Source organism: Bacillus sp. SSR7, assembly GCF_055902415.1.
Genome location: NZ_JBVVXV010000019.1, coordinates 12814 through 39227 on the forward strand (window position 1 = coordinate 12814; position 26414 = coordinate 39227).

Annotated in this window: 27 protein-coding genes and 1 riboswitch; of the genes, 9 read left to right on the forward strand and 18 right to left on the reverse strand. The window is 36.1% G+C overall.

Annotated features, from left to right (window positions below; genetic code table 11):
• Position 1 precedes the first annotated feature (1 nt).
• A complete protein-coding gene (locus tag AC0NJG_RS24850) occupies positions 2-247 on the reverse strand; it encodes a hypothetical protein (RefSeq protein ID WP_000510468.1) in 246 nt (81 codons plus the stop codon).
• A 356-nt stretch (positions 248-603) separates the two neighbouring features.
• Between AC0NJG_RS24850 and sasP the strand changes: the two genes are divergently transcribed.
• Positions 604-807 (forward strand): small acid-soluble spore protein, SasP family, encoded by a 204-nt coding sequence (sasP, locus tag AC0NJG_RS24855; RefSeq protein WP_000013338.1) that lies wholly within the window; start codon positions 604-606, stop codon positions 805-807.
• 51 nt (positions 808-858) lie between these two features.
• On the opposite strand, the gene AC0NJG_RS24860 is transcribed toward sasP, so the two are convergent.
• The 5 genes from AC0NJG_RS24860 to AC0NJG_RS24880 form a co-directional block, all read right to left on the reverse strand.
• Complete coding sequence (locus tag AC0NJG_RS24860) at positions 859-1593, reverse strand: amino acid ABC transporter ATP-binding protein (protein ID WP_000623610.1); 735 nt, start codon at positions 1591-1593, stop codon at positions 859-861.
• A gap of 28 nt (positions 1594-1621) precedes the next feature.
• A complete protein-coding gene (locus AC0NJG_RS24865) occupies positions 1622-2320 on the reverse strand; it encodes an amino acid ABC transporter permease (RefSeq protein WP_071726372.1) in 699 nt (232 codons plus the stop codon).
• Positions 2307-3104, reverse strand: coding sequence for an amino acid ABC transporter substrate-binding protein (locus AC0NJG_RS24870; protein WP_000732848.1), 798 nt, complete (start codon positions 3102-3104; stop codon positions 2307-2309). The genes AC0NJG_RS24865 and AC0NJG_RS24870 overlap by 14 nt, the downstream gene beginning before the upstream one ends.
• A gap of 273 nt (positions 3105-3377) precedes the next feature.
• Positions 3378-5378: an ABC transporter ATP-binding protein gene (locus AC0NJG_RS24875; RefSeq protein ID WP_087951475.1), complete on the reverse strand. Its 2001-nt coding sequence runs from the start codon at positions 5376-5378 to the stop codon at positions 3378-3380.
• On the reverse strand, positions 5375-7135 hold the full coding sequence (locus tag AC0NJG_RS24880) for an ABC transporter ATP-binding protein (RefSeq protein WP_173602290.1): 1761 nt from the start codon (positions 7133-7135) through the stop codon (positions 5375-5377). Before AC0NJG_RS24880 ends, AC0NJG_RS24875 begins: the two co-directional genes overlap by 4 nt.
• A gap of 589 nt (positions 7136-7724) precedes the next feature.
• Between AC0NJG_RS24880 and gapN the strand changes: the two genes are divergently transcribed.
• A complete protein-coding gene (gene gapN / locus AC0NJG_RS24885; RefSeq protein WP_087994717.1) occupies positions 7725-9164 on the forward strand; it encodes an NADP-dependent glyceraldehyde-3-phosphate dehydrogenase in 1440 nt (479 codons plus the stop codon).
• Between the two features lie 79 nt (positions 9165-9243).
• Here gapN and AC0NJG_RS24890 read toward each other — a convergent pair whose 3' ends face one another.
• Both AC0NJG_RS24890 and racE read right to left on the reverse strand, forming a co-directional pair.
• Entirely contained in the window at positions 9244-10329 is a 1086-nt protein-coding gene (locus AC0NJG_RS24890; protein WP_474063564.1) for a DUF3626 domain-containing protein, read from the reverse strand.
• Between the two features lie 112 nt (positions 10330-10441).
• Positions 10442-11272, reverse strand: a complete 831-nt coding sequence (gene racE / locus AC0NJG_RS24895) for a glutamate racemase (protein WP_087994715.1) — start codon at positions 11270-11272, stop codon at positions 10442-10444.
• 201 nt (positions 11273-11473) lie between these two features.
• Positions 11474-11655: riboswitch (Lysine riboswitch) on the forward strand.
• 147 nt (positions 11656-11802) lie between these two features.
• Here racE and AC0NJG_RS24900 point away from each other — a divergent pair.
• The 4 genes from AC0NJG_RS24900 (at position 11803) to AC0NJG_RS24915 (ending at position 15774) form a co-directional block, all read left to right on the forward strand.
• On the forward strand, positions 11803-13227 hold the full coding sequence (locus AC0NJG_RS24900) for an amino acid permease (protein WP_001186317.1): 1425 nt from the start codon (positions 11803-11805) through the stop codon (positions 13225-13227).
• 60 nt (positions 13228-13287) lie between these two features.
• On the forward strand, positions 13288-14487 hold the full coding sequence (locus AC0NJG_RS24905) for an ABC transporter permease (RefSeq protein ID WP_087951469.1): 1200 nt from the start codon (positions 13288-13290) through the stop codon (positions 14485-14487).
• Between the two features lie 277 nt (positions 14488-14764).
• Positions 14765-15280 (forward strand): type 1 glutamine amidotransferase domain-containing protein, encoded by a 516-nt coding sequence (locus AC0NJG_RS24910; RefSeq protein ID WP_474063565.1) that lies wholly within the window; start codon positions 14765-14767, stop codon positions 15278-15280.
• A 290-nt stretch (positions 15281-15570) separates the two neighbouring features.
• Positions 15571-15774: a hypothetical protein gene (locus AC0NJG_RS24915; protein ID WP_001063866.1), complete on the forward strand. Its 204-nt coding sequence runs from the start codon at positions 15571-15573 to the stop codon at positions 15772-15774.
• Between the two features lie 44 nt (positions 15775-15818).
• Here AC0NJG_RS24915 and AC0NJG_RS24920 read toward each other — a convergent pair whose 3' ends face one another.
• Positions 15819-17081, reverse strand: coding sequence for an MDR family MFS transporter (locus AC0NJG_RS24920; protein WP_087951467.1), 1263 nt, complete (start codon positions 17079-17081; stop codon positions 15819-15821).
• Positions 17082-17165: 84 nt separating this feature from the next.
• On the opposite strand from AC0NJG_RS24920, the gene AC0NJG_RS24925 reads away from it, so the two are divergent.
• Entirely contained in the window at positions 17166-18926 is a 1761-nt protein-coding gene (locus tag AC0NJG_RS24925) for an SgrR family transcriptional regulator (RefSeq protein WP_140168505.1), read from the forward strand.
• A 72-nt stretch (positions 18927-18998) separates the two neighbouring features.
• Here AC0NJG_RS24925 and AC0NJG_RS24930 read toward each other — a convergent pair whose 3' ends face one another.
• A complete protein-coding gene (locus tag AC0NJG_RS24930; protein ID WP_062821566.1) occupies positions 18999-19547 on the reverse strand; it encodes an NAD(P)H-dependent oxidoreductase in 549 nt (182 codons plus the stop codon).
• 20 nt (positions 19548-19567) lie between these two features.
• On the reverse strand, positions 19568-20107 hold the full coding sequence (locus tag AC0NJG_RS24935) for an ester cyclase (RefSeq protein WP_062821565.1): 540 nt from the start codon (positions 20105-20107) through the stop codon (positions 19568-19570).
• 170 nt (positions 20108-20277) lie between these two features.
• Here AC0NJG_RS24935 and AC0NJG_RS24940 point away from each other — a divergent pair, with 170 nt between their 5' ends.
• Positions 20278-20616, forward strand: coding sequence for a winged helix-turn-helix transcriptional regulator (locus AC0NJG_RS24940; protein WP_062821564.1), 339 nt, complete (start codon positions 20278-20280; stop codon positions 20614-20616).
• Between the two features lie 33 nt (positions 20617-20649).
• Here the strand turns inward: AC0NJG_RS24940 and AC0NJG_RS24945 are convergent, their stop codons facing one another.
• The 5 genes from AC0NJG_RS24945 to AC0NJG_RS24965 all read right to left on the reverse strand — a co-directional run bounded on the left by AC0NJG_RS24945 (position 20650) and on the right by AC0NJG_RS24965 (position 24226).
• Positions 20650-21852: an MFS transporter gene (locus AC0NJG_RS24945; protein WP_087951464.1), complete on the reverse strand. Its 1203-nt coding sequence runs from the start codon at positions 21850-21852 to the stop codon at positions 20650-20652.
• A 212-nt stretch (positions 21853-22064) separates the two neighbouring features.
• Positions 22065-22643: a TetR/AcrR family transcriptional regulator gene (locus tag AC0NJG_RS24950; RefSeq protein WP_001993037.1), complete on the reverse strand. Its 579-nt coding sequence runs from the start codon at positions 22641-22643 to the stop codon at positions 22065-22067.
• A gap of 152 nt (positions 22644-22795) precedes the next feature.
• Complete coding sequence (locus AC0NJG_RS24955) at positions 22796-23110, reverse strand: DMT family transporter (protein ID WP_000539674.1); 315 nt, start codon at positions 23108-23110, stop codon at positions 22796-22798.
• 2 nt (positions 23111-23112) lie between these two features.
• Entirely contained in the window at positions 23113-23457 is a 345-nt protein-coding gene (locus AC0NJG_RS24960) for a DMT family transporter (protein WP_000790625.1), read from the reverse strand.
• Between the two features lie 409 nt (positions 23458-23866).
• The gene (locus AC0NJG_RS24965; protein ID WP_000288057.1) at positions 23867-24226 is read right to left on the reverse strand and encodes a MerR family transcriptional regulator; all 360 of its coding nucleotides are present in this window, start codon (positions 24224-24226) and stop codon (positions 23867-23869) included.
• A 138-nt stretch (positions 24227-24364) separates the two neighbouring features.
• Between AC0NJG_RS24965 and AC0NJG_RS24970 the strand changes: the two genes are divergently transcribed.
• Positions 24365-25135, forward strand: a complete 771-nt coding sequence (locus AC0NJG_RS24970; protein WP_087951463.1) for an SDR family NAD(P)-dependent oxidoreductase — start codon at positions 24365-24367, stop codon at positions 25133-25135.
• A 66-nt stretch (positions 25136-25201) separates the two neighbouring features.
• Here AC0NJG_RS24970 and AC0NJG_RS24975 read toward each other — a convergent pair whose 3' ends face one another.
• Positions 25202-25657: an N-acetyltransferase gene (locus AC0NJG_RS24975; RefSeq protein WP_143880829.1), complete on the reverse strand. Its 456-nt coding sequence runs from the start codon at positions 25655-25657 to the stop codon at positions 25202-25204.
• A gap of 138 nt (positions 25658-25795) precedes the next feature.
• Entirely contained in the window at positions 25796-26290 is a 495-nt protein-coding gene (locus AC0NJG_RS24980) for an Lrp/AsnC family transcriptional regulator (RefSeq protein WP_000446103.1), read from the reverse strand.
• Positions 26291-26414: the final 124 nt, after the last annotated feature.

Sequence of the window (26414 nt, forward strand, 5' to 3'; positions counted from 1 at the left end):
TTTACACAAGTTTTACGACAACCTCTGTTTCCACGTTACATACTCCGCAATAAAAAATATGATTGCAATATTCATTTGAATTATTATGTGTTAATCCATCTACTGCACTCAATAATTCTTGGTCCATATACGCACTATAATCGTCTATGTAATCTACAGCCTTCCCATAATCTTGGAGTATACTTTGGCAATTTTGACAAGAATATGTTTGTGATTCTAATGCGTTACAAAGCGGACAAATTCCCATCACGATTCCTCCATATAATTGTATCTAGCTACGTATAGGAGCAGCTTGCCCCATTCTTACTTAAATTCTCCTCCAAATAGCAGGATACAAAAAGAAAAATATATTTCATATCGCTCTTAGTTTTACCTTCTTTCTAAAAAATAAAACGATTACTCTTATTTCATAATTTACGAAATCACTAAGATTTTTTTACAAAATTTACAAATTATTATTTCGTATATCTTTCTAGGTAACATCCATACTATGAGTACAAACTTAATTACCGATGGATTAGCGCCAAACGGGGCGATAATCTGGTTCAACTCCAGCTAGTCCAACCAAAAAAATTTTTATAACTCTAAGGAGGATATATTCCTATGGCAAACCAAAATTCTTCAAATCAATTAGTAGTACCAGGAGCAACAGCTGCAATCGACCAAATGAAGTACGAAATCGCTCAAGAATTTGGTGTACAATTAGGAGCAGATTCTACAGCTCGTGCTAACGGTTCTGTTGGTGGCGAAATTACAAAACGTCTAGTTGCAATGGCTGAGCAAAGCCTTGGCGGATTCCACAAATAAATATATATGGCAAAAAGGTCTCAAGGCATATGCCTTGAGACCTTCCTTAATTTATTGCAACATTTGTAAAAACTTCTTCGTACGTTCTTCTTTTGGATTTGTAAATACTTCTTCTGGTGTACCTTGTTCGACAACAACGCCACCATCCATGAAAATAACGCGGTTTGCAATTTGATGTGCAAAGCGCATTTCGTGCGTTACAATGACCATCGTCATGCCTTCTTTAGCAAGTTCTTTCATTACTTTCAGAACTTCTTGAACGAGTTCAGGATCAAGTGCTGACGTCGGCTCATCAAATAGTAACACTTCCGGCTCCATCGCAAGCGCGCGAGCAATTCCAACGCGCTGTTGTTGTCCGCCTGATAGTTGGAACGGATATAAGTCTACTTTATCCGCAAGACCAACTTTTTCAAGGAAATAGTTTGCTTTTTTCTTCGCTTCTTCTTTCCCCATCTTTTTCACTGTAACGAGCCCTTCCATTACATTTTGAAGTGCTGTTAAATGCGGGAATAGATTATGGTGCTGGAATACCATGCCTGTTTGCGTACGAAGATTGACAATATCTTTCTTCGTTACTTTTTGAGAGAAGTTAAGCTCTTTATTACCGATACGAATATTACCAGCGTTCGGCGTTTCTAGCACGTTAAGACAACGTAAGAATGTCGTTTTACCAGATCCAGACGGCCCGATAATAACAACAACTTCGCCCTTCTCAACTGTTAAATCTATATGCTTTAGTACGGTATTATCTCCGAAACTTTTTTGTAAGTGCTGAATTGAAATCATAAAAACAAAAACTCCTTTTGTGAAAGGATTATTTTAATGTGTAGCGTTCTGAACGCTTTTCTAACATCTGTTGTACGATTGATAATAAGAAACAAATAACCCAATAAATAAGACCTGCTTCAAAATAAACAATTAAAAACTCATAGTTCATTGCCGCAATTTCTTGTGCTTTTCGGAACATTTCTGTTACTAAAATTAACGATGCTAATGAAGTATCTTTCACTAAGCTAATAAATGTATTCGAAAGCGGTGGGATTGATACACGCGTTGCTTGCGGTAAAATAACACGTTTTAACGCTTGCGGGTATGTCATCCCAATTGTGTAAGCTGCTTCCCACTGCCCTTTCGGAATTGAAAGGATAGAAGCACGGATAATTTCAGATGCATATGCACCGACATTTAATGAAAATCCAATAACTGCTGCTGTATATGGCTCAACCTCAACATTAAGAGTTGGAAGACCATAGAAAATAATAAATAACTGTACAAGAAGTGGCGTTCCGCGAATGATAGATACATAGATACGAGCAATCCATTGTAAAATACGACTACCTGAAATACGTGCAAGCGCCGTTAACGTCGCAAGTATAATCCCGATAATAAATGTAATAAGCGTTAATGGAATCGTCGTAAACACAGCTTCCTTCAGCATAGGCATGAAGGAAGACTGCATAATATCCATCCAAGTAGACAATCGATCTGAAACCAATGCACTACTTAGATACATTTTCACCGAACCATTTTTTCGCTATTTTGTCATACGTACCATCTTTTTTCATATCTTCTAACGCTTTGTCTACTTCTTGTACTAGTTTGTCGCTACCTTTACGGAATAAGAATCCACTTTGTGAAGCTTCTTTTTCTGTATCTACAATTTTAATTTTTGCATCTTTTTTCGTTTCTAAATAGTTTAACACTGATAATTTATCATTAATTGTGAAATCAACACGTCCAGTGTTTAATAATTCTGCCGCTTGGCTAAAGCCTTCTACATTCGTAATTTCCGCACCATTTTTCTTAGCAATATCTGCATAGTTACTTGTTAAAGATTGTGCTGCTTTTAATCCTTTTACATCAGCAAATGTAGCAGGTTTATCTTTATCTTTTGCAATAACTAATACCGCTGAAGATGAAACGTATGGTTTAGAGAAGTCATATTTCTTTTGACGATCTTCACGAATACCAACTTCGTTCGCAACCATATCGAAACGTTTTGCATCTAAACCAGCAAGTAAGCTATCCCATTGTGTTTCTTTAAATACAGGTTTTACACCTAAACGTTTTGCAACTTCTTCTGCTAATTCAACGTCAAATCCAGTTAATTTATTACTTGAATCGTGGAACGTAAATGGTGGGTATGTACCTTCTGTACCAATTACAAGTTCACCGCTTTGTTTAATCTTTTGTAACGCGTCTTGACTAGCTGTATCTTTTTTCTCTTCTTTACCGCAGCCCGCTACAATCCCGATTGCTAATGTAGTTACTGCAAGTACTGAAAATAATTTTTTCATGATGATAATCCTCCAAGTATTCTGATAGGAATTTAAAAACTATATTGATTGTATGCAATCTTGAACAATTTTTCAATGAAAATGTTCTTATTTAGTTTATCCTTTTTCTTCATAATCAAACAAAAGGGAAAAATAATGCTACATACAAAAAATAAGTAACATTTTTTAATATAGCATTTATTGTACGAAAGGTAAAATAATACTTCTTAATTTAATTGCCCTGATTCATTAAAAAAAGAACTTGTGAAAATCACAAGTTCTCCGCCATACCTATTAGGCGCTCTGGTTCCCTTCCATTTGCGTTTTGTACATATCATAATAACGCCCGCGCTTTTTCATTAGCTCATCATGAGACCCTTTTTCTAAAATGGTTCCTCTATCAAGCACAATAATTTGATCTGCGCTTTTAATTGTTGAAAGTCGGTGAGCGATAATAAATGTCGTTCTTCCTTTTTTCACAACTTCTAGCGCTTGTTGAATCATCGCCTCTGTTTCTGTATCGATACTAGATGTCGCTTCATCTAAAATTAAAATGGCTGGATCAAAAGCGAGTGCCCTAGCAAACGATATAAGCTGACGTTCTCCGGTTGAAAGCGTACTTCCTTTCTCCGTAATTTCTTCATTTATATTGTTCGCAAATCTTTCCGCACCAACATCACGCAATGCTTTTATGATGCGATCTTTTGAAATGTTTTCATTTTCTAAACTTACATTAGATGCTACTGTTCCGCTAAATAAAAACGGATCTTGCAGTACAATTCCCATATGTTCACGAGTTGCTTGTTTCGGCATCTCTTTTACATCATGACCATCAATCGTAAGCTTTCCTTTTTCAAACTCGTAAAACTGAAAGAGTACGTTCATAATAGAACTTTTTCCTGATCCAGTATGACCCACAAGTGCCACGGTCTCGCCTTGTTTCGCTTCAAAAGAAATATTTTTTAGCACTTCATCTTTCCCATTATAAGAAAACGATACATTATCAAACTTCACATTTCCTTGTAAGCGAGGCATACGTTCTTCTTCTACTGTTTCTCCTTTTTCCTCTAACAATTCAAAAACACGCTCTGATGCAACACGCGATTGTTCCAAGTTAGCAAGCTGATTCACCATATTTGTAATCGGTGAGAACAATCGTGTTAAATAATCAACGAACGCATACAGTATCCCTAGAGAAATGACGCCTGTAGCACTTAATGAAGCACCACCAAAATACCAAATCACACCTGTGAAAGCGATATTTCTTAATACGGATACTAAATTATGAGAAGTTGCTGCATTTAAATTTAAAATTTTATTTTGATATTTAAAATAATCGCCATTTAATTCCTCAAACTCTTTTTTCGTTTCACGCTCTTGACGGAACGCTTGAATAATTGGCATCCCTTGAATGGATTCATTTACTGTTCCGTTAATATCAGATAAACGCGAACGCATTTTATGATTGTATACAGACGCATACTTTCTATAAAGAATGGCCCAAACGATTAAAATCGGGATAATAAGTAAACATAACGTTGCCAATTTTACATCGAGTAAAAATAGCGCCGCAAATATCCCAATAATATAGATGATACTAGAAACGAATGTCGCAAGTACCGTTACGTATAGATCACGAATAGCTTCCGTATCATTCGTTACACGCGACACAATTTTCCCTGCTGGTAAATGATCGAAATAACGAATTGGCAACGTTTGAATATGAGAAAAGACATCTTCTCTCATAATTTGAATAATTTTGTTCGCTGCCTTCTGTAAGAAGAACTGCTTTCCGTATGCAAACAATGATACGACTACTAATAAAGCGAAGTATCCACCACCAAGTAATAATAGACGGTTTATTTCTGGTTTATAAAACGCAAACACTTCTTCTTTCGTCAATGCTTTCGCTTTATATACTTGCACCGCCTTACCATTTTGAACGGTAATCATATCACCTTTTACAGTCCGTGCCCCTTCCACATTTACTTTATTCGGTACAAAATAATATTGAAAACCGACTTGCATCACGCGTACTTCTTTTCCTTTTTTCTCACCTTCCTGGAAGCGATCGCTTCGCTTATAAAAGGTGCCATTATATGAAACAGCCTCTTCACTCTTTTCTGTTTCATACCAAGGTTTCTCTATCCCGACGATATGATCATCAATCATCGTTTTAGCAACGAAAGGACCAGCAAGCTCTGCGATGACGAAAATAAATAACATTAGCATCGCTGCAAAAATCGTCCCTTTCACTTTCATCGCATATTGAAACAATCGTTTTGAAACGCTCATATTTTCACCCCACTATCCGCACTTTCACTTTCCCCTTGTTGTCTTTCAAACTGCTCCGCATACCAGCCTCCGCTTTTAATAAGCTGATCATGCGTACCTTCTTCTATTACTTCCCCCTCATCCATAACGAGAATCCAATCCGCATGTTGTACGGCAGATAAACGATGCGTCGTAATAATCGTCGTCTTGCCACTTCTTTCTGTTCTTATATTTTCAATGATCGCCGCTTCCGTACGAGCATCAACAGCTGATAACGAATCGTCCAAAATTAATATTTCCGGGTTTTGAATAACAGCTCGTGCAATCGAGATCCTTTGTTTTTGCCCTCCTGATAAAGAAACACCTTTCTCTCCAACGAGCGTTTCTAACCCTTCTGGTAAAAACTCTAAATCCTTTTTAAACGCCGCAATTTCAATTGCTTTCTTGAGTTCTTCTTCCGTCGCTTCTCGATTTCCAAATAAAATATTTTCCCTCGCTGTTTTTGAGAATAAAATATGTTCCTGCGGTACATATCCAATCCAGCCGAGTACATTTTCATTCGTTATTTTATCTAACGTCACATCAGAGACTGCAATGTCCCCATCTCCAAGCGGATATTGGCGAAGGAGCTGACGTACGAGCGTCGTTTTTCCGCTTCCTGTTTTCCCAACAACCCCAAGCGTTTCCCCTTGTTTTAATGTAAACGAAACCTTCTTTAAATTTGTTTCAGTTGATGAAGGATATGAAAAGGTAACATCATCAAACTGAATATAATCCGGCTCTTGTACAAGCTTTGGATGTTTCGGATCCTTTACATCTGGTTCATACGCTAACGTTTCATTCACACGGTCGAGTGACGCATTTCCTCTTTGCATAACATTGATTAATTCGCCAATTGCGAACATCGGCCAAATCATCATCCCTAAATACACGTTAAAGGAAACAAGTTCACCAAGCGTCACCTTTGATTGAAATACAAGATATGCACCGTACACTAGACCAATTAAATAACTAAGACCGACAAGCATTTTTACAGTTGGCTGAAATAATGCATCAATTCTAGCTACTTTCATATTCTTTTCGTAGACGTCATCTCCTAAATGATGAAATCTTTCCTGATCTGCGTTCTCTTGCACATACGCACGAATAACGCGCACGCCAGCAATCGATTCTAGTACTTTATCGTTCATATCGCCGAACGCATCTTGCGCAACTGTAAATCTTTCATGCAATTTCTTTCCATATATATTCATCGCATATGCCATAATTGGAAGCGGGATAAGTGCTGCAAATGTAAGCTCCCAACTAATTGTAAATCCCATCATAAAGACAATTGTAAGCATATATAAACTCGAATCAACGAGCGTTAATATACCGAAACCAGCTGTCATAGCGATTGCTTTTAAATCATTTGTCGCTCTCGCCATTAAATCACCAGTACGATTTTTTTGATAAAAAGTCGGCGTCATCTTAAGTAAATGGCCCATAAATTTAGAGCGCATCGTCTTCTCCAGTACGAATGCACCACCAAACAATTGATGTTGCCATACGAAAGTGAGGCCATATCCAACTATTGTAACCCCAATTAAAATAAGAATAGACTGCATAATTGCTTCGTTCGTTAACGTTCCTGTTTTTATATTATCAATCGTAACCCCTAACACTTTCGGGGGAATAACTTCAACTATATTCACAATTAAAAGAGCTCCAATGGCGATACTATATCTCTTCCAATGCTCTTTAAAAAACCACTTTAACTTTAGTAATACTGAAAACAATGTAATCTCTCCCTTCTCGTTCTCGTTTACCTCTCATTTCTCTATCCACTATCCAGACCCATCACATTTACATTTCGTAGCCCATACAATCTCATCACATTTTTCCACCTTCCAAAGTTTTATTTAATAACATGGAAAATAAACAAAAAAAAGCATACCGCCGCTTGACGATATGCACAAAAATGCATAAAAGCGTACGTTACGATATACGCAACGTACGCTTCTTATAAGACAAAGATGCCCTATATATCCGCACGGGTTGCGTAATGATATAAATGTTTTCTGCCATTTAACAGAGCTAAGCCCTTTACATTTACGATTACAATCATTACGCACACCCCCTTCATTTATTTTCCATTTATAATCTTATAACTTTATTGAGTATTCTGTCAATTGTTTTTTTACACATGGAATAAAAATATATGATGCATCATTTTGAAATAAGAGAATGTTCTGCAAGAAAGGGCATACAAAATAAAAAAGGAATAAGAAATCGTTTTCACAAACATTTCATTTGAAAAATGTTATCAAACCCCCTACAATCACCTTATACTCACTCTTACAAGTTGCTATTTTAGGAGGACTAATCATGACAACTAGCAATACGTACAAATTTTATTTAAATGGAGAATGGAGAGAAAGCTCTTCAGGAGAAACAATCGAAATTCCATCTCCATACTTACACGAAGTAATTGGACAAGTACAAGCAATTACTCGCGGAGAAGTAGATGAAGCAATTGCATCTGCAAAAGAAGCTCAAAAATCATGGGCGGAAGCTTCTCTACAAGATCGCGCAAAGTATTTATATAAATGGGCTGATGAGCTCGTAAATATGCAAGATGAAATTGCCGATATCATTATGAAAGAAGTCGGTAAAGGATATAAAGATGCGAAGAAAGAAGTTGTTCGTACAGCTGACTTCATTCGTTACACGATCGAAGAAGCTTTACATATGCACGGAGAAAGCATGATGGGCGATAGCTTCCCTGGCGGAACGAAATCGAAACTTGCAATCATCCAACGCGCACCACTTGGTGTTGTATTAGCAATCGCACCATTTAACTACCCAGTAAACTTATCTGCTGCAAAACTTGCACCAGCATTAATTATGGGTAACGCTGTTATTTTCAAACCAGCCACTCAAGGTGCAATTAGCGGTATTAAAATGGTTGAAGCACTTCATAAAGCTGGTCTTCCAAAAGGCCTTGTAAACGTAGCTACAGGACGCGGTTCTGTAATTGGTGACTACTTAGTAGAACACGAAGGTATCAATATGGTATCGTTCACAGGTGGTACAAACACAGGTAAACATTTAGCGAAAAAAGCTGCAATGATTCCACTTGTATTAGAACTTGGTGGTAAAGACCCTGGTATCGTTCGTGAAGATGCTGACTTACAAGATGCTGCAAACCATATCGTAAGCGGTGCATTCTCTTACTCTGGTCAACGTTGTACAGCTATTAAACGTGTACTTGTACATGAAAACGTAGCGGACGAGCTTGTTGGCTTATTAAAAGAACAAGTAGCTAAACTATCAGTTGGATCTCCAGAACAAGACAGCACAATCGTTCCATTAATCGACGACAAGTCTGCTGACTTCGTTCAAGGTTTAGTTGACGACGCTGTTGAAAAAGGTGCTACGATCGTTATCGGTAACAAACGTGAGCGTAACTTAATTTACCCAACATTAATCGACCACGTAACAGAAGAAATGAAAGTTGCTTGGGAAGAGCCATTCGGCCCAATCCTTCCAATCATCCGCGTTTCTTCAGATGAACAAGCAATTGAAATTGCTAACAAATCAGAGTTTGGCTTACAAGCAAGTGTCTTCACAAAAGACATTAACAAAGCATTTGCAATTGCTAACAAAATCGAAACTGGTTCTGTTCAAATTAACGGACGCACAGAGCGCGGCCCTGACCACTTCCCATTCATCGGTGTAAAAGGTTCAGGTATGGGCGCACAAGGTATTCGTAAGAGCCTTGAGTCTATGACACGTGAAAAAGTAACTGTATTAAACTTAGTTTAATCTTATACAAAGAAGCTGATCTAAAATTAGATCAGCTTCTTTTCTATATAGATACTTCCCAAAAACGAAGTATTTCGTTCTACTTCCGATTTGGTTTTCCAAATCGAACTAAAACATGCCATAATAATTTTAATTCCTGAAGCACTTCTTCATAAGTTCCACGATCACTCCAAGATAATGGATTGCGTTTCAAATCCGCTACAGCAGAACCGATTATATTTGCATCGATACAATGATTCCGTGCAATGCGTCTTGCTAAAGATGGCATTTTTGAACCTCTAAAATCCATTGGAACGTCGTCTACCATAAGTACAAAACCTGTGTGCCAATACAAATCAATAGCATACTTCAGGCAAATTTCTTCTAAAGTTCTTCCTACATCCATACCCTTAAATGAAGGATCTACAACAAGAGCTTCCACGTCTTCTTTAAGAGAAATCTCTCCATGAATCTGCGCTTCAATATAATGATTAAGATTACGGGCTGGCTCTTTGCTTACTAAATCTATAAACGGCCTTTCCAGGTTAGCCAGTAAATGATTAACTAATCTTGTTGGAGTCAAATTCCCTTCACCAATTGCAAAATCTCTTACAAATGTCTCTTCCAAAAGAGCAGCTAAAATCATATCAAACTCCTCATAAGTCCCCTTTTCTTTTGGATCTTGATGCGAATCTAAATACGTATATGTAGAGCGATAAGAAACTTTTGGAGATAAGAGAAAGTAACATGATCCAAAACGCGGAGCAGGCCCATCTGGATGTAACATCAAATTTAGCGCTCCATACTTTGGCCGTTGATTATTCGTTACCCCCTCCAATTGATATGCCCCTCCAAATATTCTCTTTTCCCAAAGGTCACGTTCACCACCCGGATAAGCAGACACACTTCCATTAGATAGCAATGTTTCAAACTGACTTTTATATATTCCTTGTTCAAACAACGCTTCAGCAACACTTTTCATACTCGAATCGAGTCTGTCTGGATGAAAGTGTAAAGCGATCCTTGCATGAGATTTTAAGTTAGCGACAGCTTCTTCAAATATTTCATCTGTAATATTACACATGTTAAGTATATGATTAATTGTTGCTTTAGCCTCACGTTTTTCGTTCTCTGCATATTTTGAAATATACTCTAAAGCAAATAATTGAGACCTTGATAATTCCATAATCCAATCTCCCCTTTAATTGAAATGCCCTTAATCCTTTCAATTAAAAGTGCATTTTTTCCTTCTTATGCAACTAACCTAATTTATTGAACAAAAAGTACTTTAATACAGTCTAATTACAGATGCGAGCATTCTTTACGGGTACATCCACACATTCTACAGAAATTTGATACCCTAGCCATCGCTCAGCAATATGTTCAAATGAAGAAACAGAGCCTGTTGTAAAAAATCGATGCTTCGGATTCAGATTATCAGACAAAATTCCTTTGTGCTGTAAAATTGTGCTTAACTCTATCGCTGTTTCTTCTGCAGAACTAATAATCGTTACATCTTCTCCTAGTTCCTTTTTAATATAGGACTCTAAAAGTGGATAATGCGTACAACCAAGAATTAGCGTATCTATATCTTCTTTCGTTAATGGCAGTAAAGCTTGTTTCACTTGCTCGGTTACATATGCTGTATCTTCTAATTGATTTTCTACAACTGTAGCTAAGGTCGGGCACGCATGACTATGCACTTTCAAATATGTATCAAGCTCATGCAATGCTTTTTCGTACATATTAGATTTTATCGTACCTACAGTTCCAATTACTCCGATTTTCCCTTTCTTCGTTACTTTAATTGCCGCTCTTGCTCCCGGATGTATAACGCCAATAACTGGAATAGAAAGTGCTTCTTGCAGCGCAGTCAATGCAGCAGCTGCAGCAGTATTACATGCTACAACTAGAGCTTTTAACGGAAACTGTTTGAGAAAATCAACCATTTCAAATACGAAAGATTGTACCTCTTCTACACTTCTTGGCCCATACGGACAACGCTCATTATCACCAATATAATAAATGCTCTCTTTAGGCAATTGTCTTATAATTTCGCTCGCAACTGTTAATCCCCCAACTCCCGAATCTAATACACCTATTACTGAATGTTTATGACATACAGACATATACTTCATCCCCTTTTCAATCTTCTAGCGCCAATAACATTTATTATATTATGAAAATTCAATATTACATAATAATCCCTCCTTACTTTTAATCACAAACTCTTCTCTATAATCTGATTATTAATATATCCATTGACGTATAAAAATTCATTTGTTACTCTTAAATACGTTAATTTAATATTTAAATCCTCATTCGTATCTCGGTGAGGTAGAGGTTGCAATCATTAAGAGTATCATTTCCGGAGATGTAGTGGCATTGATGAAGGAATGAGAAAGGAATGGTTGCCGAAGTAAGTTGTGTCCACCATGCACACTTGCTGGGTCTGCATTTAATAAGTGCAGAACTGTCACAAACGTTTCGTTTGTGGAGAGCTATCGAGAGGTATGTCGTGGGTTTCTTATAAGATAGAAAGCATGTAGCGGCAAATTACGTGCTTTTTTTGTTTTGTTTGGGACTTCTCTTCCTGACTCAGGAAGACATACATATCTCCTCGCTTGACTTGGTTATACTAACTTTGGAGGTATTTTCTATGCAACAAAAAAAATGGGGCTTTTGGGTACTCACAGCTTTCGTTGTCGGTAACATGGTTGGTGCTGGTATTTTCATGGTGCCAAGTACGTTGGCACAAACAGCAAGCCCTCTCGGTGTCACTTTAGCTTGGTTAACAACAGGGTTTGGTGTTTTAATGCTAGCTCTTGTTTTCGGTAATTTAGCAATTCGTCGTCCTGATTTAACGACAGGACCACAAAGTCATGCATATGCTTTATTCTCAACACCAAAAAAGAAAAAAATGGCTGGTTTCAGTATGGTATGGGGATATTGGGTTGCAAACTGGGCAAGTAACGTTGCCATCATTACATCATTTGCGGGATATTTATCACTCTTCTTCCCAATTATGAAAGATACGCGACTACTATTTTCAATCGGTTCGTTTAACGTAGAAGTCGGAAAACTAATTACATTTACGATTTGTTCCATCTTACTTTGGGGAACTCATATTATATTAACAAACGGTGTAAGCGGAGCTGGAAAGCTAAACTTCTTAGCAACAACAACGAAAGTAACTGGATTCCTTTTATTTATTGTCGTTACATTATTTGCATTCGAAGCTTCTAAGTTTGGACAATGGTATACACCGATGATCGATAAATCAGGTGTATCACACGGTCTTCTTTCACAAGTAAATTTAGCTGCTCTTACAACGCTTTGGGCATTTATCGGAATTGAATCCGCGGTTCTTTTATCAAACCGTGCTGTTTCTCCAAAAACGGTAAAACGCGCAACAGTTGCGGGATTACTTATTACAGTTGCGATTTACTTAGGAATTACAATTTTAACAATGGGTGTACTTCACGTCGATAAATTACAAGCTTCTGAACGTCCATTAGCAGACGCACTAAACGCTGCAATGGGTCATGGCGGCGGGAAACTGATGGCATTACTTGCTCTTACTTCCCTGTTCGGTTCTATCTTAGGCTGGATTTTATTAAGCTCAGAAGTACCGTATCAAGCAGCAAAAGAAGGTTTCTTCCCTTCCTTCTTCACAAAAACAAATAAAAAAGGAAGTCCAATTTACTCATTACGATTAACAAACATTATGTCGCAAGTGTTCTTATTCTCAACATTATCAGGAACCATTGCGGAAGCTTATACATTCGTTATTACCGTATCAACACTGGCCTACCTCATTCCATATCTCGTTTCACCAATCTTCCAGTTAAAACTAGTCGCAACTGGTGAAACGTATAAAAATGAAATGCGGGCAAGAATTACAGATGGTATAGTCGCAGTTATCGCACTTTGTTACGCACTATGGGTTATTAAAACGGGTGCATCCGATATAAAAACGTTCCTTCTCGGAATTGGTTTATTCGTAATCGGCTTTGCCTTCTATCCATTAATGAATCGTGATCAGAAAAAAAATAACGAAAAGAAAAACGGGCAAGTTGCATAACGCAATTTGCTCGTTTTTTCTTTTGTAAAACATATATAATAGAACAAAGAGGTGAAAAACATGTCAATTGAATCACTATGGAGCAGCCGCTTCCAACAACATATTCAAAATATCATTACATACTTTGCACGTATGATTAACGGTTTACTATATAGCTTTATCTTTATTTCATGCGTTGGTGCATACTATTATGCTCAGTTTCTAAAAGCATCTCCTTCTAAAGGAATATCTTTACTACTCATAACGGTCGTTCTTACATTCATTATAACGAGATGCCCGATCCGTACCTTTATTCAAAAACCTGACGCTGTCTATTTGCTTGCCTTAGAAGAGAAATTAACATCTTATTTCAAAAAATCTCTTCTATATAATTATATCATTCAGCTTTTTCCATTATTATTTACGTTCCTTATTCTCGTTCCACTTGCCCTGCAATCATTACAAGTAACTGTACCTTTCTTATGTACAATCTTTATCGTTTTAATGATTACGAAAGCTTGGAACATATACATACATTGGATATGGCGCGATAGTCATGAAAAAAACATATGGTTCATTATTCGCATTACTTGTAACGCACTAATTACTTATATGCTGTTTTACTCAGCAAATGTTCTCATATTGGGCGGATTACTCTTACTACTTGCTTTCCTGCTTCTATATACGAAAAAACAGCCTACAAAACGAATACCGTGGGATTACATAATCGAGCAAGAAGAAAAAATGAACGTTCGTTTTTATCAATTTGCTAGCATCTTCACCGATGTTCCGCAACTAAATAAGCAAGTAAATAAAAGAAAATGGCTTACAACTTGGATTGAACCTTTATTACATAAAAAACGAGCAACTTTCTTCTATTTACATACACTAGCATTTTTACGCGGGAATGATTATTTCGGTATATATATTCGCTTAGGGCTAATTGGTGCCTTTGCCTTATATTTTATACCAAACATATACGTAAAAGGCGCTATCTCATATATCGTCCTATATATGATTTCTATGCAGCTCCGTTCCCTGTGGAAATATTTTTCGGGAAATATTATCGTAGCATTATATCCAATTGATACTGAAAAACGAATGAATCAATTTCTTCACTTAATCTTTATATTACTAAGCATTCAGCTCGTTGTATTTTCGAGTGTTATACTCATTGCTACGGGACAATTTTTACATAGCCTTATCGTTATGATTATCGGGTTACTCTGGATCAAATTTATTATTGTACCAAAAACGAAGCAACGCGTTTCTTCGTTTTAACGAAAAAAATTATCTTAAAAGGCAAGGAGAAAATAAATTCTCTCCTTGCCTTTTTTATTTTTCTTCCTCAAACAAGAATCCCCGACACAACCGATATTTTATGATTTTTACATACAAAAACGATAATACATGTTTACGTCCTAATAAAAAGGGTATGTATTAAATTAACAAGGGAAACGAACTGGGGGGATTAGAAATTTAAAAGGAAACAAACACTACGATGCATTGCTCAAAGAGGATTCTGGAACCGATACTATAATGTAAGGAGCTGACTGCAATGAGTAAAAAAATTGCTATTTTAATAACGGATTATTTCGAGGATACAGAATACACAGAGCCAGTAGAAGCTTTTCATCAAAAGGGATATGAATTAACAACTATTGAAACGGAAAAAGGGAAAACGGTACACGGTAAACAAGGAAAAAGTGAAGTGGTAATTGATAAAAGTATTGATGATGTTTCTCCAGATAACTTTGATGCCCTCTTCATACCGGGTGGATTTTCCCCAGATATACTGCGTGCAGATGCGCGTTTTGTACGCTTTAGTAAAGCATTTATGGATGCGGAAAAACCTGTTTTCGCTATTTGTCATGGACCTCAGCTACTCATCACTGCACAAACACTTGAAGGACGTGATGTGACTGGATATAAATCTATTGAAGTCGATTTAAGAAACGCTGGCGGAAACTTTCACAACAAAGAAGTAGTCGTATGTCAAAATCAATTAGTTACAAGTAGACAACCGGAAGACATCCCGGCGTTTATTGAAGAATCGTTGCGTATATTAGGATAGCTACTTTGGTTAACTAACCTCCTTTTATTTACATGAAAATAATGAATCAGCCCTCACCAACTGGTCGTTTACAAGCAATCTGACCTCCACAAATAGCAGGATAAATAAAAAGAAGGGAATCCAAAAGTTCAGTTTTAATAATCTTTTGGATCCCCCCTTTTCTCGTCCGAAAATTTCCAATCACTTTTCATAGGCAATTCTCATATAGTGAAAATGACTATACAATTCCTATCCATAAGTTAAATCATGATTTTACACATATATAAATACAAAAGATGGGAGCCTTATTTATGAATAACAATCCACCTTCAACGCCCCCAAATCCAACGGAAACGAATAATAATGAAGTGAGCTTACAAACGTTACGCGTCATCGGACTTATTGTACTGATTAGTGGCTACATATTAGTCACTCTTTCTGAAGTGGGAACGTTAAAAAATCTTTTACTACAACCGAGCACCACTCCAAATTTAGCTGAAGTTGATCCGTTTTAAAGGCCATATGAAAAGCGATTTCTAGCATCGCTTTTCATATCGTTTTATCCAATCTGGGACACATTTCTTTCACCCTCATACTTCTCTTTCCCTATCGCTTTCATAAATAATAAAATACTGCTCATACCAACGATAAAGTACAGAGCACTCATCCCCCAAGATGCAAGAAATGAACCTAGCATAACACCTAATGCCCCGTTCATTTTTGCCACTTGAAAGACCATTCCGTTAATCGCCATATATGAACCTCTCGCCTCATTTGGCACCATATCTGCCATAATAGATTGACGTACTGGCACATACATCATCTCACCTACTGTTTGGAAAAGCCCTGCAAATAATAAAATCCATAAGCTATTGCTCGTTCCGAGTATTGTAAATCCAATTGTATAAATGAACAAACCTACATATAAGATTTTCAAATCGTTGAAGCTTTTTAGCATTTTAATAAGCAGAGCTGAACATAACACTACTAAAATTGTATTCTCTGCTGAAATCCAGCTCAGCATGCGAATACCTGTTAAATCAAACGTAACACCATTCCCGAATAAAAAGTGTACCGTTTCAAATTCCTTCTGCAAACGTACTCCTAAATAATTATTAATTTGAAACTCTAATGATAATGTACATATACTCGCTGCACAAAAAATTAAAAACGCTCTATCTTTCATTACAACTTTATAACTATCTGCCATATCTTTTAATATATTTTTCTTCTCTACTGTTTTTCTCGCTACATACACCTCTTCCATATATACAGCCATCACATATAAAGTAATAATTGCAACTACTGTTAATACGATAAACAATTGTAATCTATAGTTTTCAAATAGTAGTCCTCCAAATATCGCTCCAATTGCAATGGATAAATTAATCGCCCAGTAGTTAATGCTGTACATCACTTTTCGATTTTCCGGTGTACTCACATCAATTAACATCGCCTCTGTCGCAGGATTCATAAGTCCAGATCCTAGGCTATTCACTAGCATAAAGATAAATGTTAACCACGGTGAATCTACATAATCCGAATTCGCAACTCCCATACAAGCAATGGAAATGACTTGTATACTTTGACCGATAATCATAACCTTTTTACGCCCAAGCCGGTCTCCAACATATCCACCGTATAGACCAATTACTAATGAAGCTATGACATTAATAAGTAGTAACGCACCAGCAATCGCACTACCTAACTTTATTGAAAAATAAATCGCCATAAATGGAAAAATCATCGTGGATACAGTTCGTGTTAAAAACGAAGTTATAATTCTAATTTTTATATTTCGATGCATACTCCAAAATCCCATTGTTTCCCCCTCCTTATGCTTACTTATTTTACTTTGAAAAAAAGGAAGAAAAAGGTTAGAATATTCTAAAGAGTTTCCCCTTTTATGATAGAAGGAAGTGTATATATGAAAATTATGGACTATTACATTAGACTAAGACTACATGCACAAGATCAACAACATATGCGAAATAGCTTACAAGAATTAGCGGATGTTTTATATTGCAGTACAAAAAACGTAAAGATTTTATTAAAGAAAATGAGCGAGGAGCAATTAATTCACTGGACTCCAGGTCGAGGCCGCGGGAATAAAACGGAAATTCTATTTATACATAATTTCGTAGAAGCGATTGAGTCCTATACAGATGAACTGTTAGCTCAAGAAAAATTAAAAGATATCTTTCTTCTTTTAAAAGAACCCCTACCCCTTGCACTTCAAAAAAAGATAGAAAATAAACTACATCATCATTTTGGATACGAACCTTCAAATGATATGTACGACATATTAAAGATTCCTATATCGAGAAAGCTATTCCCATTAGATCCGGCTTTTGTAGCTGTAACTACAGAGAGCCATCTTACGGGTCAAATTTTTGACACGTTAGTCGTTTATAACGATGTTACTGAAAAAATGGAACCACACATTGCGCATACGTGGGAATTAAGTGAAGACGGGCTTACGTGGACTTTTTATTTACGAAAGGATGTATATTTTCATAACGAAACAGTTTTAACTTCTAAAGATGTACAATTTTCATTTGAAAGACTAAAAGAAGTTCACTCTCCTTTTGAATGGTTAACAGAAGAAATTGTTCAAATTGAAACGCCATCACCACTGCAAATTCGATTTCATTTAGCAAAACCAAATTTATTTTTCTTACACTATGTAAGTTCCATACAATTAGCAATTTTACCGCGTGATGTGAGTATCCAAAATCATCATTACATAGGTACTGGACCTTTCAAACTTGCTCATTACTCTGAAGACAATATCGTACTCGAAGCGTTCACCCACTATTTTAAAGAACGCGCATTATTAGACCGTATTGAATTTTGGGGTATTCCTGATCATATACAAATCGATGCTGATTATGAACTACCAAATGAGGAGAAAAATGAAAGGTATAATATACAAATAGAAGAAATAGGTTGTATTTATGCTGGCTTCAACTTTACAAAATCTGGTCCTCATCACGACATTTACTTTCGAAAGGCTTGGAGAGAACTATATGACGTTGAAACGATACTTCGTAGCATAGAAGGCAGACGGACAATTGCTGCATCAAGCTTTTTCCCTGAAAGAAGCCGCAAAAGTCCTACAAGGTCCTACTCTTTAAAAAAAGCGAAAGAGTATTTAAAAAAGAGCACCTATAATGGAGAGACGATACATATTTACTTCTTCGCATTTAAAGATAGTGCAAATGATGCATATTTTCTAAAAGAACGATGTGAAAGTTTAGGTATACAAGTAGAGCTTCACCCCTTTCTCGTTTCAGATTATATGAACCGTTCTATCGATCAACATGCCGATATTATTTTCATGGGAGAAGTATTTGCTACCGATCATGAACTTGCATTCTTAAATGTATTTAAAAATAAAAGTTGCTTCGTAAACCGGTTCATGGACCCGCACTATGAAAAACAAATTAACTGCTTACTTGATACTTTTTTATTAGAAGAAAATAAAGAGAAGCGCTATGAGCTCATGTATGAGATCGAAGAATTTTTACAAACAGAACACATCATTTTATTTAACTATCACGTTTTAAAAAGAAAAACATACCCTTCTGCTTTGAAAAACGTAACAATTGATTCATTCGGCTGGGCAAATTTTGCGAAGTTATGGATACAGCCATCCACGTATTAACATGCAAGTTTTTATAAAAGGAGAAGGTACTACATCCTTAGTAGTACCTTCTTCACATACAAATATAAACTATTATTTAATTACTTCATCTAAGTGATCTTTCAAGTTTAATAAAAACTTCTCAATATCCGGATTCTTCACCACATCATAACAAGCAAAACTCTTTAACGGACTCATTCCAAGAAACTTCTGCACGCGGTGTAAATGACTAAGCGTTGATTCTAGACTTTCCCCTTCAAAGAACTTCGTCTTATCTCCAAATGAATTTTCAGGTGCATTCCAAGTTGTAGAGAACATATACTCTTTCTCTGTTAATAAACCACCTGTTCCATATTCATCTGCACCTTTAAAGAACAAACCGTATTCATACACTTCATCCATATACGTTTTAAATAATCCTGGAACACTAAACCAATAAATCGGTGTTTGATAAATCACAACATCAGCCCATAAAAACTTCTCTTGTTCTTCTTTAATACTATAGCCATCTTGAATCGTTGTTGTTTTCACATGATGCTTCTCACTTAATACCGTTACCATATAATCAACTAACGTTCTATTTAATCGTCCTTCTTTCGTACCGTATTTTTCATGCCCATTTATAATTAATATATTTTTCATCGCTTTTCTCTCCCTTATTTTTATTCTTCAGCTATTAACCCAAGTTGCTGCTTCAGCGTAAGATTATCTTCTAAATGCCAGTCTTCTGTAATCTTTCCGTCTTTCACATGTAAAATATCAATTGCAAAAAAATCGATTTTTTTATCGTTATGCGTTCCTGTAAAAGAAAGACGAGCTGTTACTTTATCACCGACGACTAATAAATCTTCAATCTCGCAATGTATGTTAGGAACAACTTTATGAAAGTTTTGCGCCGCAAACTTTAATCCTTCCATGCCTTGTGGTCGCCCTTTCGGCAATGTATGATCGAAAAAATCTTCAGTAACAGTCTGCGGAATAAGTTCCTCTTTACCTGTATCCCAAAATGCATAAAAACGCTGCGCTGCATGAACCATTTCGGTCGCTTCCTTTTGACTTAGTGAGGGATCAATTGTCATCGCTTTTGGCTTTGGCATTTCTTTTAATAACTGGACTTCCGTTTTTTCTTCCACGCCACATGCTACAAGCACAATGCAAATGACAAAAAAACTAAGGAACGCAAACAACTTTTTTATACCCATGGAAATCACCTCCCCTACTACAAACTCTTTATATTTCTTATTGCTATTGTATATGCAATAGCTTCCCTTTCGGAAGTAGTGATATTTTTTTCATATAGTTACCAAAAAGATAGTTTTGTGATACTATAAAGCAAATTCACTCAAAAAATTTTTATAGGAGGGCTAGTTCCATGAGCAATATAGATCCGGTTATGTTAACGAAAGGTTTACCTGGAATCCCATGTCCTATCGCCAAGACACTTGACGTTATTAGTACAAAATGGACTTTTTTAATCATTCGTGACCTTCTTATCGAAGGAACATTACGCTTTAGTGATTTACAAAAGTCAATGGATGGTATTAGTCCAAAAACATTATCGCTTCGACTAAAAGAATTAGAGTCTCAAGGCATTATAACGAGAAAAGTATATCCAGAAGTTCCGCCTCGTGTAGAGTACACATTAACGGATAAAGGAAAGCAATTAGAGGGGATATTTATTGAATTAAAACGGTTTGGATTAAGCTTATAAAACAAAAACCCCTTACCGTCGTAAGGGGTTTTATTACTTCGCAAAACTTTCAGCTAGCTGTTTCTCTCTCCACATAAATGTAATGCCGAGACCAACTATTAAAACAACTCCTGAAAATGCATATGGATAATGAATGTTCATATCAAATAATATTCCGCCCATCGCCGGTCCTGCTATATTTCCTAAACTCGTATAAGTTGAGTTCATACCAGCAACGAACCCTTGCTCTTTTCCAGCTGCTTTTGATAAAAACGTCGTTAAAGCTGGACGAAGTAAATCAAATGCAAGGAAAATGAAGCACGTAACGAGAAGTACAATCCAATAATTAAAGACTACAGTTGAAACGAACGCTAATACTGCACCTACAATTAAACATATTTGAATTAACACTTTTTCACCGAATATATCAACCAATTTACCAAACATAAATACTTGCACAACTACCCCAAAGATTGAACTAATTGTAATAATTGCTGCAATATCTTTCGGTGTAAATCCAAACTTATGATCAGAAAACAGACTAAACACAGTTTCATACGCTGATAAACCAAACGCAAGTACAAATACGATAATAAATGCGATTGCATACATTGGATGTAATGATTTCTTTAAATCACCAATAAAGCTTGATTCTTTCGTATTAGAAGAAATCTCTGCAAGCTCCTCTTTCGTTAACGGTTCTTTTAAAATAAAGATCGAAATTACACATGCTATAAAAGCAATTGCTGCTGCAACGAAAAACGGCACACGTATACCGTATTCTGCAATAAATCCGCCGATTCCAGGACCTATAATAAAGCCGGTACTAATAGCAGCAGATAAATATCCCATCGCCTTTGGACGTTCCTGCATAGATGTAATATCCGCAACATATGCCGTAACACCAGGCATAATAAACGCAGCACTAATTCCGCCTAACACCCTCGCTGCATATAGCATCCATACATCTGTTCCTAATCCAAAAAGAAGCTCTGAAACACCAAAAATAAATAATCCAATGATGATCATTTTCTTCCTACCGTAAAGATCGACCCATCGGCCTGTAATAGGTGAAGCAATAAGCTGAGCCATTGCAAACACTGCAACGAGATATCCCATCGTCTTACCTGTTAAACCCATATCATTCATAAAGGACGGCATAACCGGAATGATTAATCCAATCCCTAAAAAAGCGATAAATATATTACTCAAAAGAATGACCAATACCATCTTTTGTTCTTTTATCGGTTTCTTCACTTTCAACACCTCTTCCCGTAAGCTCCCCTCAAAAAAATAATGCCCAAGAAGCTTTTTCTTTATCCTGCTATTTGTGGGCTAATCATGAGTAGAGATGCCCCTACTCGTTAGAATTTCACTGTATCCTTCCACACATACATACGCATCAGGTGAATGACTATCATTCAGTTTTCCTCAAAAATGAACCTACCTTCTCAGACAGGTTCATCTCACTATTTCTTTATATGTAATGCATGTGTTAAAAAATCTAGTACTTCTGCCTTTTGTAGCTCAACTTGCTCATCATCTTTATGATCATATAAATACACTTGTTCCGCTGCTGATTCAACAAGAGCGATAAATAACTTCGCTGTTCGCTCCGCGTGAACCGAATCACGAATTTCACCAGCTTCTTTCGCCGCACTTAAAAACTCGCTTAACCACATATAAAGAGGCTCATACACAGCTTCCCATTCTTTTATATGTTCTGTAGATGCAAGACCAGCATACATTAAAGCTTGTATTTCACGATATTCCGCTATAAAGTGAAACACCGCATCTATTACTTGCGTCACTTTACTTGAAAAAGGCGCATCATTTTGCACTTTTTCTTTCACTGCAAGTATCATCTTTTCAACCATCACTTCTGCTATTGCAGGCATAACAGATAACTTAGAAGGAAAATATAAATAGAAAGTTCCTTGTGCAATGCCCGCCAATTTCACGATATCAGAAATCTTCGTTTTTTCAACGCCCTTTTCCTGAAACACTTCAATAGCTGCATAGACAATTTTCTCTTTTTTATTCATCATCTAAACCCTTTCAAACGCGTATTGAATGACTGTCACTCATTTTATAAGATAATCGATTGTACTGTCAATGATAGTGAACTTTGCGAGGAAATCATTTTTTTCATAATAAAATCTCCTAACAAAAAATTAGGAGATAAAAATGCCAAGTACCTTTAAGAAAGAGCCTTTAACCCTGTCACTCCACATACAATAAGAGCCACACTAATGATACGTGCTTTACTTTTCGACTCACCAAACAAGAACATGTTTAATAAAACGGCACCTGCTGTTCCGATACCAATCCAAACTGCATACGCGACACTTACTTGTAAAAATAAGAAAGATGTATACAAGAATGCGAAGGATGTAGCAAACCCACCTATATAAAGTGCACCATTTGCTAACGTTTTATCTTTACTATACATTTTTAGACCGATCACACCGACTATTTCACTAATTGCAGCACAAAATACGAAAAACCAACCCATCTTTAAGCAGCTCCTTCCATAGTATCTTCTTTATTATCAGCTAGCTTTAAACCGATAACGCCAGCTACAACCATCACGATAAAGAATAATTTTCCTACACTGAAACTCCCGCCGAAAAGGAATACATCCATTAAGAAAGTACCTACCGTACCAGCTCCGGCGAAAACAGCATATACAGTCCCTGTTGCAAGATGTTCACACGCTTTAGAAAGGAAGTGAAAATCAACAGCGATAACGCCTAAAATAATAATCCAATGCCACCAAGTATTGGCTGTATTAAAACCAAACACCCAAAAAATTTCAAAGATACATGTTAATATGACATATAACCAAGCTTTATTTTTCATACCTCTCACCTCTTATGACTGACTATCAGTCATTTTTGTTTTAAAAAAATATGATCTTTCATTACTACTATATAAACAACTATCATCCTCATTTACTATTGTATTTGTTACATTTCCAAGCAAATGACATCCTGCCTCAGAAAATGACTGAATGTCATTCATGTGTATTGTACATGAATATTGTAAAAACTGTCAATGCCGAAAGTTTATTTAAAATTTCTTTCATCAAATTTGTATATTTCCTAATAATCTGTCAATACTACTAGTAACATAATATTTTCTCCACTCCCCCTTGGAGAGATCCCTTGAATAGAGCAGTTAGCTTTTGCTAGCTGCTCTTTTTTATTTGCCAACACACTATGAGATCAAATCCATGTTTATCCTATAACTAAGGAGCGGATTTTGTTTTCTATTTATTTTCCAAAGAGGCCTTGTATGCAATAATTTTATTTTCAAGCATCTTCTCTGTAATTACTAAATTTTCTCTTTGATCCTGAATAGATTTCCTATGATCTTCTAGGAGCTGTAAACGAGCTTCAGTTGTATGCTCTCCTTCTAAATATAACCTAGCGTATTCCCTTATTTTTGCTATTGGCATTTGCGTTTGTTTTAATTTCATTACAAACTGCAACCATGTTATATGTGATTCATCATACACTCTATTTCCATTTGTATTACGATTTGCAATTAATATATTTTCCTTTTCATAATAACGTAATGTATGAGTGCTCACTCCTATTAATTTAGCAACCTCGCTAATTGTGTACATACTCTAACTCCCTCCACATGCTTACCCTCATATATTTTACGGCCTTATCAAATTTATAAAAAAACATTTGACTTAGAGTATACTCTAACAAATAAAATCTAACCATAATAAATTTATTTGAACTTAGGGGGATTTTATATGAAATACACTGTTATTACTGGTGCAAGTTCTGGAATCGGTTATGAAGCAGCTTTAGCCTTTGCATCTCGTGGAAAGAACTTAATACTTGTAGCTAGAAGACAAGAAGAATTAGACGGATTAAAATTAAAAATTAACGAAATGAATCCAGCATTGGATGTTGTCATTCGAAGAACGGATTTGTCCATCACAGAAAATGTTTATAAGCTTTATGAAAGCCTACAAACTTTTCAAATTGAAACGTGGATTAACAACGCAGGTTTTGGTAATTTCGCCTCAATTGCTGAACAAAATTTAAATAAAATCGAAACGATGTTACATGTAAATATAGAAGCACTAACGATACTTTCTTCTCTTTTCGTTCGAGATTATTCCATGGTTGATGGCACACAACTTATTAACGTTTCATCAGGCGGTGGATACACAATTGTTGCTGATGCTGTTACGTATTGCGCTACGAAATTCTATGTAAGTGCATTTACAGAAGGTTTATCTCACGAATTAAAAGAACAAGGTGCAAAATTGCAGGCAAAAGTTTTAGCACCTGGTGCAACTGAAACAGAATTTGCGAAACGTTCATTTGATATTGATGAATTCCAATACGATAATGTTGTACCAAAATTCCACACTGCAAAACAAATGGCACAATTTATGCTCGATCTTTACGATAGCGATAAAGTTGTAGGGCTTGTCGATGGTTTTACTTATAACTATGAACTTAAAAACCCCATTTTTAAGTTTGCAGTAAGAAAAACGAATTCAAGTTCTTAATTTCCCCTAAAACATAGATGCCCACTATCACGTAAATAATAGTGGGACTTTTTCTGTCTGAAAAATTCACCCAACATACCGAACCATCGCCACCTCATCACAATAATCAACCTTTGGACAATGCCTACAATCAATCCATACTTTCTCTGGCAATGCATCTCTATTCACAAAATCAAACCCGCACTTTTGAAAAAATTCCGTTTCATATGTTAAAGAAATAACTCTACTCACTTTTATTTTCGCTGCCTCATTTATTACATGGTTTACTAACATACGTCCAATCCCTTTCCCTGCATATGTATGCGAAACGACTAACGACCGGACTTCTGCTAGATCCTCCCCTAATACATGTAAACCAGCAACTCCAACAATTTCTTCCCCTTCTTTCACAACATACAAACATTGTAAGTATTGATAGAGAGATAAAAGAGAACGCGGTAAAACCACTCCCTCTTTTGCATAAATCTCAATAAGACTATAAATTTCTTTCACATCACTCGTAACTGCGTTAAAGATTTTCATATTCTATCCCCTTGCCCCCAATATTAATTTTTATAACTTGAAATGAATTTTAATACATAATTTTATATAATAATACATCTCTCCTTCCCCCTCGTCAATCACTTTTCTTACCCTTACACAAACAAAAAACCAAGCAATCTAATCGATGCTCGGTTCCTCATTTCGTATCGGTAATACCGTCGAATATTTAATTTCACGAAGTGCTAAACTCGTCTGTATCTTTGTAATACCAAGCTTATTCAGCTTTCTAATAAACTGCTCTAATTCTTTACGATCACGATTTGCAACCTTTAATAAATAATCATACTCTCCTGTTAAGCAGTGACATTCTAACACTTCAGGCATCGCTTCTAATTCTTTTTCCAACACTTCAAGTTTATCCGATTGATGAATATTCGTACTCATAAAAATGAAGCATAACAAATCAAAACCAAGCTTTTCTTGATTTAAAATAGCTACTTGCTTATCAATGAACCCTTCTCCATCTAATCTTTTTATTCTTGCATGCATTGCAGCTGGTGATAAATTAACACGTCGCGCAAGCTCTGCATTACTTACTTGTGACTCCTTCTGTAATATATCTAAAATTTGTACATCTAAATCATCCAACACTTTAATAACAGACGACTCCATTATAATTCCCCCTTTTTTCTTACCGATGATTATTCGAAAAAACACCTTATAACTTATAAAAAACTGAATATCATTCTTTAAATATCATTCATAACAAAACATTTTATCGATTTTTATCCATTAT

Bases quoted from the DNA above. Each gene is read 5' to 3' on its own strand.
- AC0NJG_RS24870 (WP_000732848.1), bottom strand. From the start codon at position 3,104: ATGAAAAAATTATTTTCAGTACTTGCAGTAACTACATTAGCAATCGGG.
- AC0NJG_RS24970 (WP_087951463.1), top strand. From the start codon at position 24,365: ATGAAATACACTGTTATTACTGGTGCAAGTTCTGGAATCGGTTATGAA.
- AC0NJG_RS24935 (WP_062821565.1), bottom strand. From the start codon at position 20,107: ATGGGTATAAAAAAGTTGTTTGCGTTCCTTAGTTTTTTTGTCATTTGC.
- AC0NJG_RS24910 (WP_474063565.1), top strand. From the start codon at position 14,765: ATGAGTAAAAAAATTGCTATTTTAATAACGGATTATTTCGAGGATACA.
- gapN (WP_087994717.1), top strand. From the start codon at position 7,725: ATGACAACTAGCAATACGTACAAATTTTATTTAAATGGAGAATGGAGA.
- AC0NJG_RS24965 (WP_000288057.1), bottom strand. From the start codon at position 24,226: ATGTACACAATTAGCGAGGTTGCTAAATTAATAGGAGTGAGCACTCAT.
- AC0NJG_RS24930 (WP_062821566.1), bottom strand. From the start codon at position 19,547: ATGAAAAATATATTAATTATAAATGGGCATGAAAAATACGGTACGAAA.
- AC0NJG_RS24900 (WP_001186317.1), top strand. From the start codon at position 11,803: ATGCAACAAAAAAAATGGGGCTTTTGGGTACTCACAGCTTTCGTTGTC.
- AC0NJG_RS24950 (WP_001993037.1), bottom strand. From the start codon at position 22,643: ATGATGAATAAAAAAGAGAAAATTGTCTATGCAGCTATTGAAGTGTTT.
- AC0NJG_RS24860 (WP_000623610.1), bottom strand. From the start codon at position 1,593: ATGATTTCAATTCAGCACTTACAAAAAAGTTTCGGAGATAATACCGTA.
- AC0NJG_RS24915 (WP_001063866.1), top strand. From the start codon at position 15,571: ATGAATAACAATCCACCTTCAACGCCCCCAAATCCAACGGAAACGAAT.
- AC0NJG_RS24905 (WP_087951469.1), top strand. From the start codon at position 13,288: ATGTCAATTGAATCACTATGGAGCAGCCGCTTCCAACAACATATTCAA.
- AC0NJG_RS24850 (WP_000510468.1), bottom strand. From the start codon at position 247: ATGGGAATTTGTCCGCTTTGTAACGCATTAGAATCACAAACATATTCT.
- AC0NJG_RS24890 (WP_474063564.1), bottom strand. From the start codon at position 10,329: ATGGAATTATCAAGGTCTCAATTATTTGCTTTAGAGTATATTTCAAAA.
- sasP (WP_000013338.1), top strand. From the start codon at position 604: ATGGCAAACCAAAATTCTTCAAATCAATTAGTAGTACCAGGAGCAACA.
- AC0NJG_RS24920 (WP_087951467.1), bottom strand. From the start codon at position 17,081: ATGGGATTTTGGAGTATGCATCGAAATATAAAAATTAGAATTATAACT.
- AC0NJG_RS24940 (WP_062821564.1), top strand. From the start codon at position 20,278: ATGAGCAATATAGATCCGGTTATGTTAACGAAAGGTTTACCTGGAATC.
- AC0NJG_RS24925 (WP_140168505.1), top strand. From the start codon at position 17,166: ATGATAGAAGGAAGTGTATATATGAAAATTATGGACTATTACATTAGA.
- racE (WP_087994715.1), bottom strand. From the start codon at position 11,272: ATGTCTGTATGTCATAAACATTCAGTAATAGGTGTATTAGATTCGGGA.
- AC0NJG_RS24960 (WP_000790625.1), bottom strand. From the start codon at position 23,457: ATGAAAAATAAAGCTTGGTTATATGTCATATTAACATGTATCTTTGAA.
- AC0NJG_RS24865 (WP_071726372.1), bottom strand. From the start codon at position 2,320: ATGTATCTAAGTAGTGCATTGGTTTCAGATCGATTGTCTACTTGGATG.
- AC0NJG_RS24955 (WP_000539674.1), bottom strand. From the start codon at position 23,110: ATGGGTTGGTTTTTCGTATTTTGTGCTGCAATTAGTGAAATAGTCGGT.
- AC0NJG_RS24975 (WP_143880829.1), bottom strand. From the start codon at position 25,657: ATGAAAATCTTTAACGCAGTTACGAGTGATGTGAAAGAAATTTATAGT.
- AC0NJG_RS24980 (WP_000446103.1), bottom strand. From the start codon at position 26,290: ATGGAGTCGTCTGTTATTAAAGTGTTGGATGATTTAGATGTACAAATT.
- AC0NJG_RS24875 (WP_087951475.1), bottom strand. From the start codon at position 5,378: ATGAGCGTTTCAAAACGATTGTTTCAATATGCGATGAAAGTGAAAGGG.